15 protein-coding genes are annotated in these 15,729 nt (G+C 69.9%); 2 read left to right on the top strand and 13 right to left on the bottom strand.

Annotation, left to right across the window (positions count from 1 at the left end; genetic code table 11):
- Positions 1-3: 3 nt before the first annotated feature.
- Positions 4-714 carry an MBL fold metallo-hydrolase gene (locus tag ACFV9W_RS21085; protein WP_385763034.1) on the bottom strand — a complete coding sequence of 237 codons (711 nt, stop codon included), beginning with the start codon at positions 712-714 and terminating at the stop codon, positions 4-6.
- Between the two features lie 142 nt (positions 715-856).
- Between ACFV9W_RS21085 and ACFV9W_RS21080 the strand changes: the two genes are divergently transcribed.
- Both ACFV9W_RS21080 and ACFV9W_RS21075 read left to right on the top strand, forming a co-directional pair.
- The gene (locus tag ACFV9W_RS21080) at positions 857-1,633 is read left to right on the top strand and encodes a peptidylprolyl isomerase (protein WP_385763032.1); all 777 of its coding nucleotides are present in this window, start codon (positions 857-859) and stop codon (positions 1,631-1,633) included.
- 202 nt (positions 1,634-1,835) lie between these two features.
- Positions 1,836-3,068: a DUF349 domain-containing protein gene (locus ACFV9W_RS21075; RefSeq protein ID WP_385763030.1), complete on the top strand. Its 1,233-nt coding sequence runs from the start codon at positions 1,836-1,838 to the stop codon at positions 3,066-3,068.
- A gap of 142 nt (positions 3,069-3,210) precedes the next feature.
- Here ACFV9W_RS21075 and ACFV9W_RS21070 read toward each other — a convergent pair whose 3' ends face one another.
- From ACFV9W_RS21070 to ACFV9W_RS21015, 12 genes are all read right to left on the bottom strand, one after another.
- A complete protein-coding gene (locus ACFV9W_RS21070; RefSeq protein WP_385763028.1) occupies positions 3,211-5,733 on the bottom strand; it encodes a RelA/SpoT family protein in 2,523 nt (840 codons plus the stop codon).
- A 170-nt stretch (positions 5,734-5,903) separates the two neighbouring features.
- Positions 5,904-6,443, bottom strand: a complete 540-nt coding sequence (locus tag ACFV9W_RS21065) for an adenine phosphoribosyltransferase (protein WP_385763026.1) — start codon at positions 6,441-6,443, stop codon at positions 5,904-5,906.
- A 155-nt stretch (positions 6,444-6,598) separates the two neighbouring features.
- Positions 6,599-7,735: a protein translocase subunit SecF gene (gene secF / locus ACFV9W_RS21060; RefSeq protein WP_385763024.1), complete on the bottom strand. Its 1,137-nt coding sequence runs from the start codon at positions 7,733-7,735 to the stop codon at positions 6,599-6,601.
- Position 7,736: 1 nt separating this feature from the next.
- Positions 7,737-9,491, bottom strand: coding sequence for a protein translocase subunit SecD (secD, locus tag ACFV9W_RS21055; RefSeq protein WP_385763188.1), 1,755 nt, complete (start codon positions 9,489-9,491; stop codon positions 7,737-7,739).
- A 140-nt stretch (positions 9,492-9,631) separates the two neighbouring features.
- On the bottom strand, positions 9,632-10,153 hold the full coding sequence (gene yajC, locus ACFV9W_RS21050; protein ID WP_385763022.1) for a preprotein translocase subunit YajC: 522 nt from the start codon (positions 10,151-10,153) through the stop codon (positions 9,632-9,634).
- A 164-nt stretch (positions 10,154-10,317) separates the two neighbouring features.
- Positions 10,318-11,397, bottom strand: coding sequence for a Holliday junction branch migration DNA helicase RuvB (gene ruvB, locus ACFV9W_RS21045; protein WP_385763020.1), 1,080 nt, complete (start codon positions 11,395-11,397; stop codon positions 10,318-10,320).
- A 47-nt stretch (positions 11,398-11,444) separates the two neighbouring features.
- Complete coding sequence (ruvA, locus tag ACFV9W_RS21040; RefSeq protein ID WP_385763018.1) at positions 11,445-12,056, bottom strand: Holliday junction branch migration protein RuvA; 612 nt, start codon at positions 12,054-12,056, stop codon at positions 11,445-11,447.
- Entirely contained in the window at positions 12,053-12,628 is a 576-nt protein-coding gene (ruvC, locus tag ACFV9W_RS21035; RefSeq protein WP_385763015.1) for a crossover junction endodeoxyribonuclease RuvC, read from the bottom strand. Before ruvC ends, ruvA begins: the two co-directional genes overlap by 4 nt.
- Positions 12,629-12,733: 105 nt before the next feature.
- A complete protein-coding gene (locus ACFV9W_RS21030) occupies positions 12,734-13,486 on the bottom strand; it encodes a YebC/PmpR family DNA-binding transcriptional regulator (protein ID WP_385763013.1) in 753 nt (250 codons plus the stop codon).
- A gap of 44 nt (positions 13,487-13,530) precedes the next feature.
- The gene (gene pdxT, locus ACFV9W_RS21025) at positions 13,531-14,136 is read right to left on the bottom strand and encodes a pyridoxal 5'-phosphate synthase glutaminase subunit PdxT (protein ID WP_385763011.1); all 606 of its coding nucleotides are present in this window, start codon (positions 14,134-14,136) and stop codon (positions 13,531-13,533) included.
- Positions 14,136-15,035 carry a pyridoxal 5'-phosphate synthase lyase subunit PdxS gene (gene pdxS, locus ACFV9W_RS21020; protein ID WP_385763009.1) on the bottom strand — a complete coding sequence of 300 codons (900 nt, stop codon included), beginning with the start codon at positions 15,033-15,035 and terminating at the stop codon, positions 14,136-14,138. The genes pdxT and pdxS overlap by 1 nt, the downstream gene beginning before the upstream one ends.
- A gap of 123 nt (positions 15,036-15,158) precedes the next feature.
- Positions 15,159-15,704: a hypothetical protein gene (locus tag ACFV9W_RS21015; protein WP_385763007.1), complete on the bottom strand. Its 546-nt coding sequence runs from the start codon at positions 15,702-15,704 to the stop codon at positions 15,159-15,161.
- Between the last annotated feature and the right edge of the window lie 25 nt (positions 15,705-15,729).

The raw sequence follows: 15,729 nt of genomic DNA, 5'->3' as shown, positions 1-15,729 counted from the left end.
TCGTCACATTCCTCGTCGGGGAGCCCCGGTGGAGGGTCCCTGGCCGGCGGCCACCTGCCGCAGATACGGGTTGGTGGCGCGCTCCTGGCCGATGGTCGTCTGGGAGCCGTGTCCGGACAGCACCACGGTCGAGTCGTCGAGCGGCAGGCACACGCGGCCCAGCGATTCGAGCATGTCGTCCATGGAGCCACCGGGAAGGTCGGTGCGTCCGATGGAGCCGGCGAAGAGCAGATCGCCCGAGAAGAAGACGGACGGGATGTCCGCCGCCTCGGGCATCTGGAAGGTCACCGACCCCTTGGTATGGCCCGGCGCGTGCGCGACGGTGAAGTCGAGCCCGGCGAGCTTCAGCTGTGCGCCGTCGGACAGCTCCCGCACGTCGTCCGGCTCCCCCACGGACAGCTCGCCCATCAGCGGCATGCCGATGGAGCGGCCGATGCCCTTCTCCGGGTCGCTCATCATGTAGCGGTCGGACGGGTGGATCCAGGCGGGGACGTCGTGCGCCCCGCAGACCGGGACGACCGAGGCGACATGGTCGATGTGCCCGTGCGTGAGGACGACCGCCACCGGCTTGAGGCGGTGCTTCTTGAGCGCTTCCTCGACTCCCTCGGCGGCCTGGTGGCCGGGGTCGATGATCACGCACTCCTCACCCGCGGCGGGGGCAACCAGGTAACAGTTGGTGCCCCAGGCTCCGGCGGGGAACCCGGCAATCAGCACAATCGTCCTTCGTATGTCGTCGAAACGGAATGCGGCGGATCAGAGCCTACCGGCGCGGCCGATTCCACAGCGAACCCATATACGGTACGGGGCACTATCAGGGGCCCCAACAAGGTCACGAGACGTACGAGGAGAAGACCCGGTGGTCAGCAAGGATCAGCGGCAGCGTCAGCTCGCCCGGGAGAAGTTCCTGCGCCAGCAGCAGCGGCGCGAGTCCGCACGGCGCAAGGCCCGCACGCGCAACACCGTGATCGCCTCCGTGCTCGCGGTGGCCGTCCTCGGCACGGGTGGCGCGTACGCCGCCGGGGCCTTCAGCGGCGACGGCACGAAGGACACCGGCGCCAAGGCGAGCCCGTCCGCCTCGCCGAGCAAGAAGGCGTCGGAGCCCAAGATGACGGTCGACAAGAAGGCCAAGTACGACATGGCCTTCAAGACGAGCGCCGGCGACATCACGGTCGCGATGGACGCGGCGAAGACCCCGCACACGGTGAACTCGTTCAAGCACCTCGCGGACAAGGGCTTCTTCGACGGGACGAAGTGCCACCGCCTCACCACCAAGGGCATCTACGTCCTGCAGTGCGGCGACCCCGAGGGCACCGGCGCGGGCGGCCCCGGCTACACGATCCCCGACGAGAACCTGAAGGGGCTCGGCAAGCCGGCCAAGGACGGTTCGGTGACGTACAAGGCGGGCACGGTGGCGATGGCCAACACCGGGCAGCCGAACTCGGGTGGCAGCCAGTTCTTTCTCGTCTACAAGGACAGCAAGCTGACGCCCACCTACACGCCCGTCGGCACGATGGACGCGAAGGGCCTCAAGGTCGTCCAGGACGTCGCCGCGAAGGGCGTCACCGGCGGCTCGGAGGACGGGGCGCCGAAGCAGGCCGTCAAGATCAGTAAGGCGACGGTCGGCAAGAAGTGAGGCCACAGGCCGCCCCACGCGCGCGTAGGCGCGGAATTGTGCCGCGCTGAGTGCGGACAGTGGGGCGGCCGGTCGCCTAGATTGGCTTCGTGCGGCGCGGATTCGAGCCGCGTTGTGGAGGGCGGGCCGGGCCCGCCAGGAAACTGTGGACGATGCCCCGGGGTGGGACACCCCCGCGCAGGCATCATGTGGAGGAGGCGCTGTGAGCAGCGACCCGTGGGGCCGCGTCGACGAGACGGGGACCGTGTACGTGCGTTCGGCCGACGGCAGCGAGCGAGAGGTCGGTTCGTGGAAGGCGGGGTCTCCTGACGAGGCCCTGGCCTACTTCAAGCGCAAGTACGACGGCCTGGTCGTCGAGATCGGGCTCCTCGAACGCCGGGTCCAGACGACGGACCTGTCGGCCAAGGACGCCATGACGGCGATCGAGCACCTGCGGGAGCAGGTCACGGACGCGCACGCGATCGGTGACCTGGAGGCGCTCGGCAAGCGGCTCGACAAGCTGGTGGCGAGCGTCGAGACCCGGCGCGAGGAGCGCAAGGCCCAGAAGGCCAAGCAGTCCGACGAGGCCCGGCACTCCAAGGAGGCGCTGGTCGTCGAGGCGGAGGAGCTGGCCCAGTCCGAGCAGTGGCGGGCGGCCGGCGAGCGGCTGCGCGCCCTCGTGGACACCTGGAAGGGCCTGCCGCGCCTGGACCGCAAGTCGGACGACGAGCTGTGGCACCGCTTCTCGCACGCCCGCTCGGCGTTCTCCAAGCGCCGCAAGGCCCACTTCGCGTCGCTCGACGCGCAGCGCGAGGAGGCCCGCAAGACCAAGGAGAAGCTGGTCGCGGAGGCCGAGTCGCTGTCGAACTCGACGGACTGGGGTGCCACGGCGGCCCGTTACCGCGACCTGATGGCGGACTGGAAGGCCGCGGGCCGCGCCCAGCGCGAGCACGAGGACGACCTGTGGAACCGCTTCCGCGGCGCCCAGGACATCTTCTTCGCGGCCCGCAGCGCGGTGTTCGCCGAGCGCGACGCCGAGCAGGGCGAGAACCTCAAGCTCAAGGAGGCGCTCGCCGACGAGGCCGAGAAGCTGCTGCCCATCGGGGAGTTGAAGTCGGCGCGCGCCGCGTTCCGTTCGATCAACGAGCGGTGGGAGGCCATCGGTCACGTCCCACGGGACGCCCGGCCGAAGGTGGAGGGCCGGATGCACGCCGTGGAGCGCGCCATCCAGGAGTCCGAGGAAGCCGAGTGGCGCCGGACGAACCCGGAGGCGCGGGCCCGTGCGGAAGGCCTCACCGGCCAGCTGCAGGCGGCGGTCGACAAGCTGAGCGGGCAGGTCGAGCAGGCCCGTGCGCAGGGCAACAACGCGAAGGCGGACAAGCTCCAGAAGGAGCTGGACGGTCGCCAGGCGCTGTTGGACCAGGCTGTGAAGGGGTTGCACGAGTTCGGCGGGTGAGCCTCCGCCTCCGCTGAGACCGGAACGTGGGAACGGCCCCCGAGCATTGCGCTCGGGGGCCGTTCTCATGCCTCGGGGCTCCGCCCCGGACCCCGCTGCTCAAGCGCCGCAGGGGCTCAATCATGCGCAGCCAGCTTGATCGTTACGGCCGACGTGCGGATGTCACGCGGTACACGTCGTACACGCCCTCCACGCCCCGTACCGCCTTGAGGACGTGGCCCAGGTGCTTCGGGTCGCCCATTTCGAACGTGAAGCGGGACGTGGCCACCCGGTCGCGGGACGTCTGGACCGCCGCGGACAGGATGTTCACGTGCTGGTCCGACAGGACCCGGGTCACGTCCGACAGGAGCCGCGAGCGGTCCAGGGCCTCCACCTGTATGGCGACCAGGAAGACGGACGACTGCGTGGGCGCCCACTCGACCTCGAGGATGCGCTCCGGCTCACGGGACAGCGAGTCCACGTTGACGCAGTCGCTGCGGTGAACCGATACGCCGCTGCCGCGCGTGACGAAGCCGATGATCGGGTCGCCCGGCACCGGCGTGCAGCAGCGCGCCAGCTTCACCCAGACGTCGTCGACGCCCTTGACCACCACGCCCGGGTCCGCGTTCGAACGGCGCTTGGAGCGGCCGCGCGAGGGCGGTGCGCTCTCGGCGATGTCCTCGTTGGCGGCCTCCTCGCCGCCGAGCGCCTGTACGAGCTTCTGCACGACGGACTGCGCCGTGACATGGCCCTCGCCTATGGCGGCGTACAGGGACGAGATGTCCGGGTAGCGCATCTCGTGCGCGAGCGTGACGAGCGAGTCGCCGGTCAGGATGCGCTGGATCGGCAGGTTCTGCTTGCGCATGGCGCGCGCGATGGCGTCCTTGCCCTGCTCGATGGCCTCCTCGCGGCGCTCCTTGGAGAACCACGCCCGGATCTTGTTGCGCGCACGCGGCGACTTCACGAAGCCGAGCCAGTCGCGGGACGGGCCCGCGCCCTGCGCCTTGGAGGTGAAGACCTCGACCAAGTCGCCGTTGTCGAGCGTCGATTCGAGCGGGACCAGGCGTCCGTTGACGCGTGCTCCTATGGTCCGGTGGCCGACCTCCGTGTGGACCGCGTAACTGAAGTCCACCGGGGTGGCCCCGGCCGGGAGCGCTATGACGTCGCCCTTCGGCGTGAAGACGAAGACCTCGTTGCGCGAGAGGTCGAAGCGCAGGGACTCCAGGAACTCGCCCGGGTCCTCCGTCTCCTTCTGCCAGTCGAGCAACTGGCGCAGCCACGCCATGTCGTTGAGGTGGTCGTCCTTGCCCTTGCCGGACGACTTCGGCGCGTCCGTGCGCACCTTGGAGGCGCCGGCGACGGCCTCCTGCTTGTACTTCCAGTGCGCGGCGATGCCGTACTCGGCGCGGCGGTGCATGTCGAACGTGCGGATCTGGAGCTCGACCGGCTTGCCGTTGGGCCCGATGACCGTCGTGTGCAGCGACTGGTACATGTTGAACTTGGGCATCGCGATGTAGTCCTTGAACCGCCCCGGAACCGGGTTCCAGCGGGCGTGGACCGTGCCAAGGGCCGCGTAGCAGTCGCGGACCGTGTCGACGAGGACGCGGATGCCCACCAGGTCGTAGATCTCCGCGAAGTCACGGCCGCGGACGATCATCTTCTGGTAGACGCTGTAGTAGTGCTTCGGGCGTCCGGTGACGGTCGCCTTGATGCGGGCCGCGCGCAGGTCGGACTGCACCTCGTCGGTCACTATGGCCAGGTACTCGTCGCGCTTGGGCGCGCGCTCGGCCACGAGCCGCACGATCTCGTCGTACATCTTGGGGTAGAGGATCGCGAAGGCGAGGTCCTCCAGCTCCCACTTGATGGTGTTCATGCCCAGGCGGTGCGCCAGCGGAGCGTAGATCTCCAGCGTCTCGCGGGCCTTCTTCTCCTGCTTCTCGCGCTTGAGGTAGCGCATCGTGCGCATGTTGTGCAGGCGGTCGGCGAGCTTGATGACCAGGACGCGCGGGTCCTTGGCCATCGCCACGACCATCTTGCGCACGGTCTCGGCCTGCGCGGCCTCGCCGAACTTGACCTTGTCGAGCTTCGTGACGCCGTCGACGAGCAGGGCGACCTGGTCGCCGAAGTCGCGCTTGAGGGTGTCCAGGCCGTACTCGGTGTCCTCGACCGTGTCGTGCAGCAGGCCCGCCATCAACGTCGCCGGGTCCATGCCCAGCTCGGCAAGGATCGTCGTCACCGCGAGCGGGTGCGTGATGTACGGGTCGCCGCTCTTGCGCTTCTGGCCGCGGTGCCAGCGCTCGGCGACCTGGTAGGCGCGCTCGACCTGGCGCAGCGTGGACGTCTCGATCTTCGGGTCGTTGCTGCGCACTATCCGCAGCAGCGGCTCCAGGACCGGGTTGTACGGGTTCGAGCGCTGCACGCCGAGGCGGGCGAGGCGGGCGCGGACGCGGTTGGAGGAGCCGGAGCGCGCGGCGGGCTGGTTCGTGGCCGCGCGGATCGCGGGCGGGGGCGTGGGGCGCGGCTGGTTGGCGGGAGGCTTGGTGCGCGGCTGCTCGGCCGCCGTGCCGCTCGGCGGCGCAGGCCTCGCCGCCTTGGCGTCCTTCTCGGGCGTGCGGGAAGGAGCCGCGGCGCGCGTGGCCTGTTCGTCATGCGCGGCGGCGGAGAGTGGCTTGGCCTCGTCTGGCAACGGCGCTCCTCGTGCGCGACGGGTCCCCCGTTCAGGTCCCGGAGAGCCCATGGTATCGATCCGGCGTCCTCGGCTCGCCCTGGGCCGACGGGACGCCTTCGTACTGGTGAAACACCAGAGGCGGGCACCGGATTCCTCCGGACCCGCCGCCAGGGCTGTGAGCTGCGGCTTTACACCACGAGCAGGGAGTCGAGCGGCGCGCCCTCAAGGGCGGATTCCAGTCGTCCGCGGCCGGGCAGAAAACCCAGTTCCATGAGGACGGCGCAGCCCGCGACCTCGGCGCCCGCGCGGCGGATCAGATGGACGGCGGCCTCGGCGGTGCCGCCGGTGGCCAGCACGTCGTCGATCACCATGACCCGGTCGTCGGCGCCGAGGTCCTCGGCGTGCACCTCGATCTCGGCGGAGCCGTACTCGAGCTCGTACGACTGCGCGAGCGTCGCACCGGGGAGCTTGCCCGCCTTGCGTACGGGGATGAAGCCGAGGCCCGCGCGGATCGCGACGGGGGCGCCCAGGATGAAGCCGCGCGCCTCCAGGCCGACGATCTTCGTGGCGCCGTTGCGGACGCAGAGCTCCGCGAGCGTGTCGGTGAGGGCCGTGAAGGCCGCCGGGTCCGCGAGCAGCGGCGTGATGTCCTTGAACAGGACGCCGGGCTCCGGATAGTCCTGCACATCGCGGATGCGGCTGAGGAGCAGCTCCTTGATGTCGGTCATTTCTGCACCTCAGCGAGTATGTGAAGAGTTTTTCCAGGAGATTCGACCGCTTCGCGGCGACCGCCAACCCTAGCAGTCGCGGCTGTCGACGAACGCCAAGGGCGCCAGGGGCTCGAAGGCTCCCGGCGCCCTTGTGACGACCGTGCGGGACCGGCTCAGCGGCGCTTGCCCGAGGGGCGGCCGCGGCCGCGGTTGCGGGCCGGCTGGTTGCGCGGACCCGCCGTGGTGGACCCTGCGGCCGCGGGGGCGGCGTCCTCGGGATCGACGTCCGTCTCCTCCGAGCCGTCGGCCTGGTGGCCCACGACGGCCGTGTCGGCCTTGGCCGCGGCGGCGGCCCGCTTGGCGAGCACCCGCTTCTTGAGCGCCTTCATCTTCGGGTCGCGCTCCTTGAGGTCGGCGACCAGCGGAGTGGCGATGAAGATCGACGAGTACGCACCGGCGGCGAGGCCCACGAAGAGCGACAGCGAGATGTCGTTCAGCATGCCCGCGCCGAGGAAGCCGCCGCCGATGAACAGCAGGCCGCCGACCGGGAGGAGCGCCACGACCGTGGTGTTGATCGAGCGGACCAGGGTGCTGTTGATCGACCGGTTGGCGACCTCGCTGTACGTGAAGCGGGTCTGCTTCTCCAGGTCCTTCGTCTGTTCCTTGAGCGAGTCGAAGACGACGACCGTGTCGTAGAGCGAATAGCCAAGGATGGTCAACAGACCGATCACCGTGCCCTGCGTGACCTCGAAGCCCACGAGGGCGTAGATCCCGACGGTGATCGTGATGTCGTGGATGAGCGCGACGAGTGCCGCGAGCGCCATCCGCCACTCGAAGGCGATCGCCAGATAGATCACGACCAGGACCATGAAGACGGCCAGGCCCTGCCATGCCTTGTTGGCGATCGAGGCGCCCCAACTGGGGCCCACCAGGTCGGCGTTGATGTCGTCGGCGGGGATGTCCATGTCCTTGGACAGCTCGGCCTTGATCTGGTCCGACTTGGCGGTGTCGACGCCCGCGACCTGGATGCGCAGACCGCCCGAGCCGAGTTCCTGGACGACCGCCGGGTGGCCCGAGGCGTCCGCCGCGTACTCCTCGGCCTTCTGCGCCGAGACGCTGGTCTTGGGCGTCGTGAAGATCGCGCCGCCCTCGAACTCGATGCCCATGTTCAGGCCGCGCACCCCGAGGCCGACGATGGCCGTGATGGTGATGAGGATCGAGACGCCGTACCAGATCATGCGCTTGCCGATGAAGTCGTAACCGACCTCACCGCGGTACAGCTTGGCGCCGAGATTGCCCAGCTTCGACATCTCACGCCTCCTTCGGGTCGACAGGGCGGGTGGCGCGGCGGGTGCGACGCAGCGGGGGCTGCACGCCGAGGCGCTTCGGGTCGAGGCCGGACCACTTGTGCCCGCTCGTGAAGAACTTGGTGCGGGCCAGGAGCGTCATCAGCGGCTTCGTGAAGAGGAAGACCACGACGATGTCGAGCAGCGTGGTCAGGCCGAGCGTGAACGCGAAGCCCTGCACCTTGCCGACGGTCACGATGTAGAGCACCGCGGCCGCGAGGAACGACACGAAGTCGGAGACCAGGATGGTGCGTCGGGCCCGCGGCCAGGCGCGCTCCACCGCGGGACGCACGGTGCGTCCCTCTCTGATCTCGTCCCGGATTCGCTCGAAGTACACGATGAACGAGTCCGCGGTGATGCCGATGGCCACGATGGCACCACAGACGGCCGGCAGGTTCAGCGCGAAGCCGATGGCCGGGCCGAGCAGCGTCATCAGGGTGTACGTGAGGATGCCGGACGTGAGCAGCGAGGCGAGGGCGACGATCGACAGGCCCCGGTAGTAGACCACCAGGTAGATCACGACCAGCGCGAGGCCGATGGCGCCCGCGATCAGGCCGGCGTCGAGCTGCTCACCGCCGAGCGCGGCGGTCACCGAGGTGACGCTCTGCTCGTGGAAGGTCAGCGGCAGGGCGCCGTAGGAGAGCACGTTCGCGAGGTCCTGGGCGGACTCCTGGGTGAAGGAGCCGGAGATCTCGGCGTTCTGGCTCAGGGTGGAGCTGACGCTGGGGGCGGAGACCACGTCGCCGTCGAGCACGATGGCGAACTGGTTCATCGGCGACTGCTGGGTCTTGAGCTTGCCGGTCGTCGCGGCGAACTTCTTCGATCCCGCGCCCGTGAACTCCATGTTCACGACCCACTGGCCGGACTGCTGGTTGATGGTCGCCTGGGACTTCTTGACGTCCTTGCCGCCCACCTCGGACGGGCCGAGGATGTACTTCTGCCACTGGCCCTGGCTCTGCCCGCAGGCGATGATCGGGTCGGAGGACTTCGCGCCCTCGTTGATCTTGGTGCGGGCCGACTTGTCCGTGCAGTCGAGCTGCATGAACTTCTTCTGCAGCGCGGCGGTCGCCGGGTCGGTGCTGGGGCTCGGGCTCGCCTTCGCGTCGTCGCCGCTCTTCGCGGAGGCGCTCGGCGTCGCGTCGGCCTTCAGGCTGTCGGTGACGGCGCGGCCCTGCGTCGTGGCGGTGGGCGACGGCGTGGCCGACGACTTGTCGGTCGCCTTGTCCGAGCCGGTGGTCTTGTCGGTCGCCTTGCCGCCGGACGAGGCGCTCGGGGACGGGGTGGCCGACTTGTCACCCTGGCCGGCGGGCTGGCCGGCGGTCATCGTGAGCACCGGACGGAAGTAGAGCTGCGCGGTCGTACCGACCTGCTCGCGAGCCTGCTTCTCGTTCGTCCCTCGCGGGATGTTGACGATGATGTTGCTCTTGCCCTGCGTCTGGACCTCGGCCTCGGAGACACCCATGCCGTTGACACGGCGGTTGATGATGTCCGCCGCCGTGTCCATGTTGGTCTTGTTGATCGCGTTGGGCTTGCCCGGCTCGTTCTTGGCCTCCAGCGTGATGCTGGTGCCGCCCGCGAGGTCGATGCCAAGGCGCGGGGTGAACGTGCCGGAGGCGAACATCCCCCCGACGAGCGCGACCATGATGATCACGATCAGGCCCAGGGCGCGCCCCGGCTTCGACTGGGCACCTGCCCCTCGGCTCTTCTTAGGTGTGGCCACCTTCTCGTACTCCCTCTCCATCCGTCCGGCATCGGGGTTGGGTGCCAGGACGGCCATGAAATGGTCGAGAGTCCGCGCGGGTCACGCACGGACAGGAACCGCGGGGCACATCGAGCGGTCGCCCCACGGTTCCGGCCGTACTACTTCGCGTCGGACTCGCCGTCGGTCTTCTTCACCTCGGCGTCGCCGGCCTTCTCGGCCTTCTCGGCCTTTTCGGCCTTCTCGGCCTTCTCGCCCTCGGTGTCCTCGGCGGGCTCGTCCTTCTTGCCGAGGTCGATGCGCGAGTCGTCAGCGGCGGCGGTCTCGTCGGCCTCGGTGAGGGAGGAGGCGTCGTCCGGCACGACGGCGTCGTTGGTCAGTTCGTCATCTTCAACGACTTCCTCGCCGTGGACGATGCGGTTGTACTCGTCATCGGTGAGCACGGCACCGATGGCGTTCTTCGCGAACATGAGGTGGACGCCGGGACCGGCGTCGAGAAGGACCGCGTCGTCGTGGACCTCCTTGACCGTGGCGTACATGCCCCCGATCGTGCGGACGCCGGAACCGGGCTGCATCTCATTGCGCATATTCGCGGCCTGCTGCTGCTTCTTCTTGGCAGACCGGGTCATCAGGAACATGGCCCCGATGAGCACGATGAACGGGAGGAGGGTCACGAGACTCACGGGTAGGAACTTCCTTCATTCGGCCGTGTCGAAATGCGGCCGCATCGATGATGGGGTATTACGCCGCCGCAAAGGCGACGTCGGCGGAGTCTAAGCGAGTCCGCACGGTGGGAACAACGCTCAGCATGGCACCGGGGTTCCAGCCCCGGCGACTACGCGCGCCGTCATGCCCCGAAGAGGTCTTGTTGTCCGCCTGCCCCAGGTCTCCCTTGGGGTGCGGTGAGTCCCAGGTGGGCCCACGCGGCGGGAGTCGCCACACGTCCCCTGGGGGTGCGCGCCAGGAGTCCTTCCCTGACGAGGAAGGGCTCGGCGACCTCTTCCACGGTCTCACGCTCCTCCCCCACGGCGACGGCGAGTGTCGAAAGTCCCACAGGTCCGCCGCTGAACAGCTTGAGCAGGGCTTCGAGCACGGCGCGGTCCAGGCGGTCGAGGCCGCGGCCGTCCACCTCGTAGACACCGAGGGCGGCGGAGGCGATGTCCCGGTCGATCTGCCCGTCGGCCTTGACCTGCGCGTAGTCGCGGACGCGGCGCAGCAGGCGGTTGGCGATACGCGGGGTGCCGCGGGAGCGTCCGGCGATCTCGGCGGCTCCGGCGGTGTCGATCTCCACGTCGAGGAGGCTCGCCGAGCGGTGGATCACCCGCTCCAGCTCGGGAGGCCCATAGAACTCCATGTGCGCGGTGAAGCCGAAGCGGTCCCGCAGCGGCGGCGGCAGCAGCCCCGCGCGCGTGGTCGCGCCGACGAGGGTGAAGGGCGGCAGCTCCAGCGGGATGGCGGTGGCGCCGGGGCCCTTGCCGACGATGACGTCGACGCGGAAGTCCTCCATCGCCATGTAGAGCATCTCCTCGGCGGGCCGCGACATCCGGTGGATCTCGTCGAGGAAGAGGACCTCGCCCTCCTGGAGCGAGGAGAGGATCGCCGCGAGGTCGCCCGCGTGCTGGATCGCGGGGCCCGAGGTGATGCGGATCGGGGCGCCCATCTCGGCCGCGATGATCATGGACAGGGTGGTCTTGCCGAGGCCGGGGGCGCCGGAGAGCAGGACGTGGTCAGCGGTGGCGCCACGCGCGCGGGCGGCGCGCAGGACCAGGTCGAGCTGTTCCCTGACCTTCTCCTGGCCGATGAATTCGCCCAGGTCCTTGGGGCGCAGGGCGGCCTCGACCGCCTGGTCCTCCGTGTCGGCGGACGCACCTACGAGCCGGTCGGCCTGCGGCGTCGCGGCGTCGTCGGTGGTCTCGTCCCAGTTCATGTGTGGTGCCTCGCGTTACGGGTGGGGGCGGGTGGTGGGCCGGTCGGCTAGCGCGTGCGGTTGAGGGTCTGCAGGGCTGCCTTCAGGAGCTGGCCCACCTGCGGAGTGCCCTCGGTGGCCTCGGCCTGCGGGGCGACCGCGTCGACCGCCTCGTCGGCCTCGCGGGTGGCGTAGCCGAGGCCGATCAGCGCGGCGTGCAGCTGCTCGCGCCAGCCGTTCGTGACGGCCGTGCCGATGGCCGGGCCGCCCGTGCCGAGGGGCTCGCCGAGCCGGTCCTTCAGCTCGAGGAGCAGCTTCTGGGCGCCCTTCTTGCCGATGCCGGGGACGGCGGTGAGGGACTTCTCGTCGCCGGTGGAGACGGCTCTGCGCAGGGCGTCCGGGCTGTGCACGGCGAGCATCGCCTGGGCCAGGCGCGGGCCGACGCCGCTCGCGGTCTGCAGCAGCTCGAAGGTCTGCTTCTCGTCGTCGTCCGCGAAGCCGTACAGGGTGAGCGAGTCCTCGCGCACGACCAGGGAGGTGGCGAGCTTGGCCTGCTGGCCGATACGGAGCGTGGACAGCGTGTTCGGCGTGCACTGGAGGGCCATGCCGACACCGCCCACCTCGACCACCGCGGCGTCGGGTGCGAGGGCGGCGACGGGGCCGCTGACGAAGGCGATCATGCGGTACGGCCTTTCGGTGCGTGGGCCGCGCGGGCGGCGCGGGAAGCGGGGGCTGCATTGGCCGCGTGCTGGGCCACGGCCTGCTGGAGTCTGTTCTGCGCGGGGGCGCGCCAGATGTGGCAGATGGCGAGGGCGAGCGCGTCGGCCGCGTCGGCCGGCTTGGGCGGCGCGTCGAGCCTGAGGAGGCGCGTCACCATGGCGCCCACCTGCGCCTTGTCGGCGCGGCCCGTGCCCGTGACGGCGGCCTTGACCTCGCTGGGCGTGTGCAGCGCCACGGGGATGCCGCGGCGCGAGGCGCACAGCATGGCGACGGCGCTGGCCTGGGCCGTGCCCATCACCGTGCTCACGTTGTGCTGGCTGAACACCCGCTCCACGGCGAGGACTTCGGGCCGGTGCTCGTCGAGCCACTGCTCGATGCCCTGCTCGATGGCGACGAGGCGGTGGCCCAACTCGGCGTCCGGGGGCGTCCGTACGACACCGACGCCGCGCATCGTGAGCGGCCGGCCCGCGATCCCCTCGACCACGCCGACACCGCACCGGGTGAGACCCGGGTCCACCCCGAGAACGCGCACGCCTGCCCCCAACCTTCGATCGCCTGTTTGTGCAGGCTATCGGGTGCCACTGACAAAGCGGCGGGCCGACGGGGTGTGTCCCATCGGCCCGCCGCTGATGTCACGTCAGGCGTCGACCTTCTCCATGACCTCGTCGGAGACGTCGAAGTTGGCGAAGACGTTCTGCACGTCGTCGCTGTCCTCCAGCGCGTCGATGAGCTTGAAGATCTTGCGCGCGCCCTCCTCGTCCAGCTCGACCTGCATGGTCGGGACGAAGTTGGCGTCGGCCGAGTCGTAGTCGATGCCGGCGTCGACGAGCGCGGTGCGGACCGCGACCAGGTCGGTGGCCTCGGAGAGCACCTCGAAGGACTCGCCCAGGTCGTTGACCTCCTCGGCGCCCGCGTCGAGCACGGCGCCCAGGACGTCGTCCTCGGTCAGCTCGGCCTTGGGGACGATCACGACGCCCTTGCGGTTGAAGAGGTACGAGACCGAGCCCGGGTCGGCCATGTTGCCGCCGTTGCGGGTCATGGCGACGCGCACGTCGGACGCGGCGCGGTTGCGGTTGTCGGTGAGGCACTCGATGAGCACCGCGACACCGTTCGGCCCGTAGCCCTCGTACATGATCGTCTCGTAGTCGGCGCCGCCGGCCTCCAGGCCGCCGCCGCGCTTGACCGCGGAGTCGATGTTCTTGTTGGGGACCGACTGCTTCTTCGCCTTCTGGATGGCGTCGTACAGCGTCGGGTTGCCCTCGATGTCGGTGCCGCCCATGCGCGCAGCGACCTCGATGTTCTTGATCAGCTTCGCGAAGAGCTTGCCGCGCTTGGCATCGATCACGGCCTTCTTGTGCTTCGTCGTAGCCCATTTAGAGTGGCCGGACATCTGCCTGTCTCCTTCGCGTAACCAATTTACGAACGCCAGAGATCCTACAAGGAACCCGGGGCACCCTTCGCCCGCACCATGTCCACGAACACGGCGTGGATCCGGTGGTCCCCCGTGAGCTCCGGATGGAAGGACGTCGCGAGGGCGTCGCCCTGGCGCACGGCCACGATGTGCCCCTCGTGCTCGGCGAGCACCTCCACCTCGGCGCCCACGGACTCCACCCAGGGGGCCCGGATGAAGACGCCCTCCACAGGATCGCCCTCGACGCCCCTGACGTCGACCGCCGCCTCGAAGGACTCGTTCTGACGTCCGAAGGCGTTGCGCCGCACGATCATGTCGATGCCGCCGATGGTCTCCTGGCCCGAACGCGGGTCGAGGATCTTGTCGGCGAGCATGATCAGTCCGGCGCACGAGCCGTAGACGGGCAGCCCTTCGCGCACACGCGCGCGCAGGGGCTCCATCAGGCCGAAGAGGTGGGCCAGCTTCGAGATGGTGGTCGACTCGCCGCCGGGGATGACGAGACCGTCGACCTCCGCCAGTTCCTCGGGGCGCCGCACCGGCCTGGCCACGGCGTCGGCCGCGGCCAGGGCGACGAGGTGCTCGCGCACGTCGCCCTGGAGCGCGAGCACTCCGACCACGGGAGTGGTCATCACCAGCCCCGGTTCGCGTAACGCTCGCCCTCGGGGAGCGTGTCGCAGTTGATGCCGACCATGGCCTCGCCGAGGTTGCGGGACGCCTCCGCGATGATCTTCGGGTCGTCGTAGAAGGTGGTGGCCTTCACGATGGCGGCGGCGCGCTTGGCCGGGTCGCCGGACTTGAAGATGCCGGAGCCGACGAAGACGCCCTCGGCGCCGAGCTGGCGCATCAGCGCGGCGTCGGCGGGGGTGGCGACACCACCGGCGGAGAACAGCACGACCGGCAGCTTGCCGAGCTCGGCGACCTCCTTGACCAGCTCGTACGGGGCGCGCAGGTCCTTGGCGGCGGCGTACAGCTCGTTGTTGTCGAAGCCGCGCAGGCGGGCGATCTCGTTCTTGATCTGGCGCATGTGGCGGACGGCCTCGACGACGTTGCCGGTGCCGGCCTCGCCCTTGGAGCGGATCATCGCGGCGCCCTCGGCGATGCGGCGCAGGGCCTCGCCCAGGTTGGTGGCGCCACAGACGAACGGGGTCGTGAAGGCGAACTTGTCGCTGTGGTTGACCTCGTCGGCCGGGGTGAGCACCTCGGACTCGTCGATGTAGTCGACGCCGAGGGACTGCAGCACCTGGGCCTCGACGAAGTGGCCGATGCGGGACTTGGCCATCACCGGGATCGAGACAGCGCCGATGATGCCCTCGATCATGTCCGGGTCGGACATCCGGGCCACGCCGCCGTCCTTGCGGATGTCGGCGGGCACCCGCTCCAGGGCCATCACGGCGACGGCGCCGGCGTCCTCGGCGATCTTCGCCTGCTCGGGCGTGACGACGTCCATGATGACGCCGCCCTTGAGCTGCTCGGCCATGCCGCGCTTGACGCGTGCGGTGCCGGTGGCGGTGTTTTCGGAAGTGGACACGGGTGACCTCACTCGGTGAACGAAGGCTTTTGCAGCACCGAGGAAACCTCTGGGGAGCAGGCCACTACAAGGGCCAATGAGCAGCCGGTGGCTCCTTTTGGCCTGCGATCCGGTGGGTCCGGTCTACGTGGTGGCGCGGTCGGCGAGCGCGGCCGGAGGCTCGTCGTCCATCTCGAAGGCCAGCGGGAACGGGGCGTGTCCGGCGAGCCGGAACCAGCGGACCTTGCGGTGGCGGCGCAGCGCGCGGGCCGCGCGCACGGCGTCGTTGTGGAAGCGGCGGGCCATGGGGACGCGGCGGACGGCCTGGGCAAGCTCCTCCGCGGCCTCCTCGCCGCCGGGGGCCTCCCGGACCACCTCGACCTGGGCGGGCTCGCCGAAGACCGCCCTGAGGGCCTGGCTGAGCTCGCTCTCGGCGACCTCGCGCTGCTCCTCCTCGGCCTGCCGCGCGGCGTGCGCCGCCTCGTACAGCACGATCGACGCGGCCGGGTCGAGCACGCCCGACGTGGCCAGTTCCTGCGCCACGGAGGCGCGGCGCAGGAGTTGGGCGTCGAGCGCGGCGCGGGCCGCGTCGATCCGGGCGTGCAGGCGGTCGAGCCGCCCCGCGGTCCAGCTCAGGTAGAGCCCGATCGCGAAGAGGGCTACGGCGATCCAGATGAGGGTGACGGTCACGGGCGGCAAGGCTACCGGGGCGGCG

This window comes from Streptomyces sp. NPDC059897 (assembly GCF_042730865.1).
GTDB lineage: Bacteria > Actinomycetota > Actinomycetes > Streptomycetales > Streptomycetaceae > Streptomyces.
Note: the sequence above shows the minus strand (reverse complement) of the source record. Positions and strands in the feature narration are given on the sequence as shown.

Excerpts from the sequence above, each read along its gene's own strand:
- ACFV9W_RS21065 (WP_385763026.1), bottom strand. The coding sequence starts at position 6,443 with ATGACCGACATCAAGGAGCTGCTCCTCAGCCGCATCCGCGATGTGCAG.
- secF (WP_385763024.1), bottom strand. The coding sequence starts at position 7,735 with ATGTCGAAGCTGGGCAATCTCGGCGCCAAGCTGTACCGCGGTGAGGTC.
- ruvB (WP_385763020.1), bottom strand. The coding sequence starts at position 11,397 with ATGAACTGGGACGAGACCACCGACGACGCCGCGACGCCGCAGGCCGAC.
- ruvA (WP_385763018.1), bottom strand. The coding sequence starts at position 12,056 with ATGATCGCCTTCGTCAGCGGCCCCGTCGCCGCCCTCGCACCCGACGCC.
- ACFV9W_RS21030 (WP_385763013.1), bottom strand. The coding sequence starts at position 13,486 with ATGTCCGGCCACTCTAAATGGGCTACGACGAAGCACAAGAAGGCCGTG.
- pdxT (WP_385763011.1), bottom strand. The coding sequence starts at position 14,136 with ATGACCACTCCCGTGGTCGGAGTGCTCGCGCTCCAGGGCGACGTGCGC.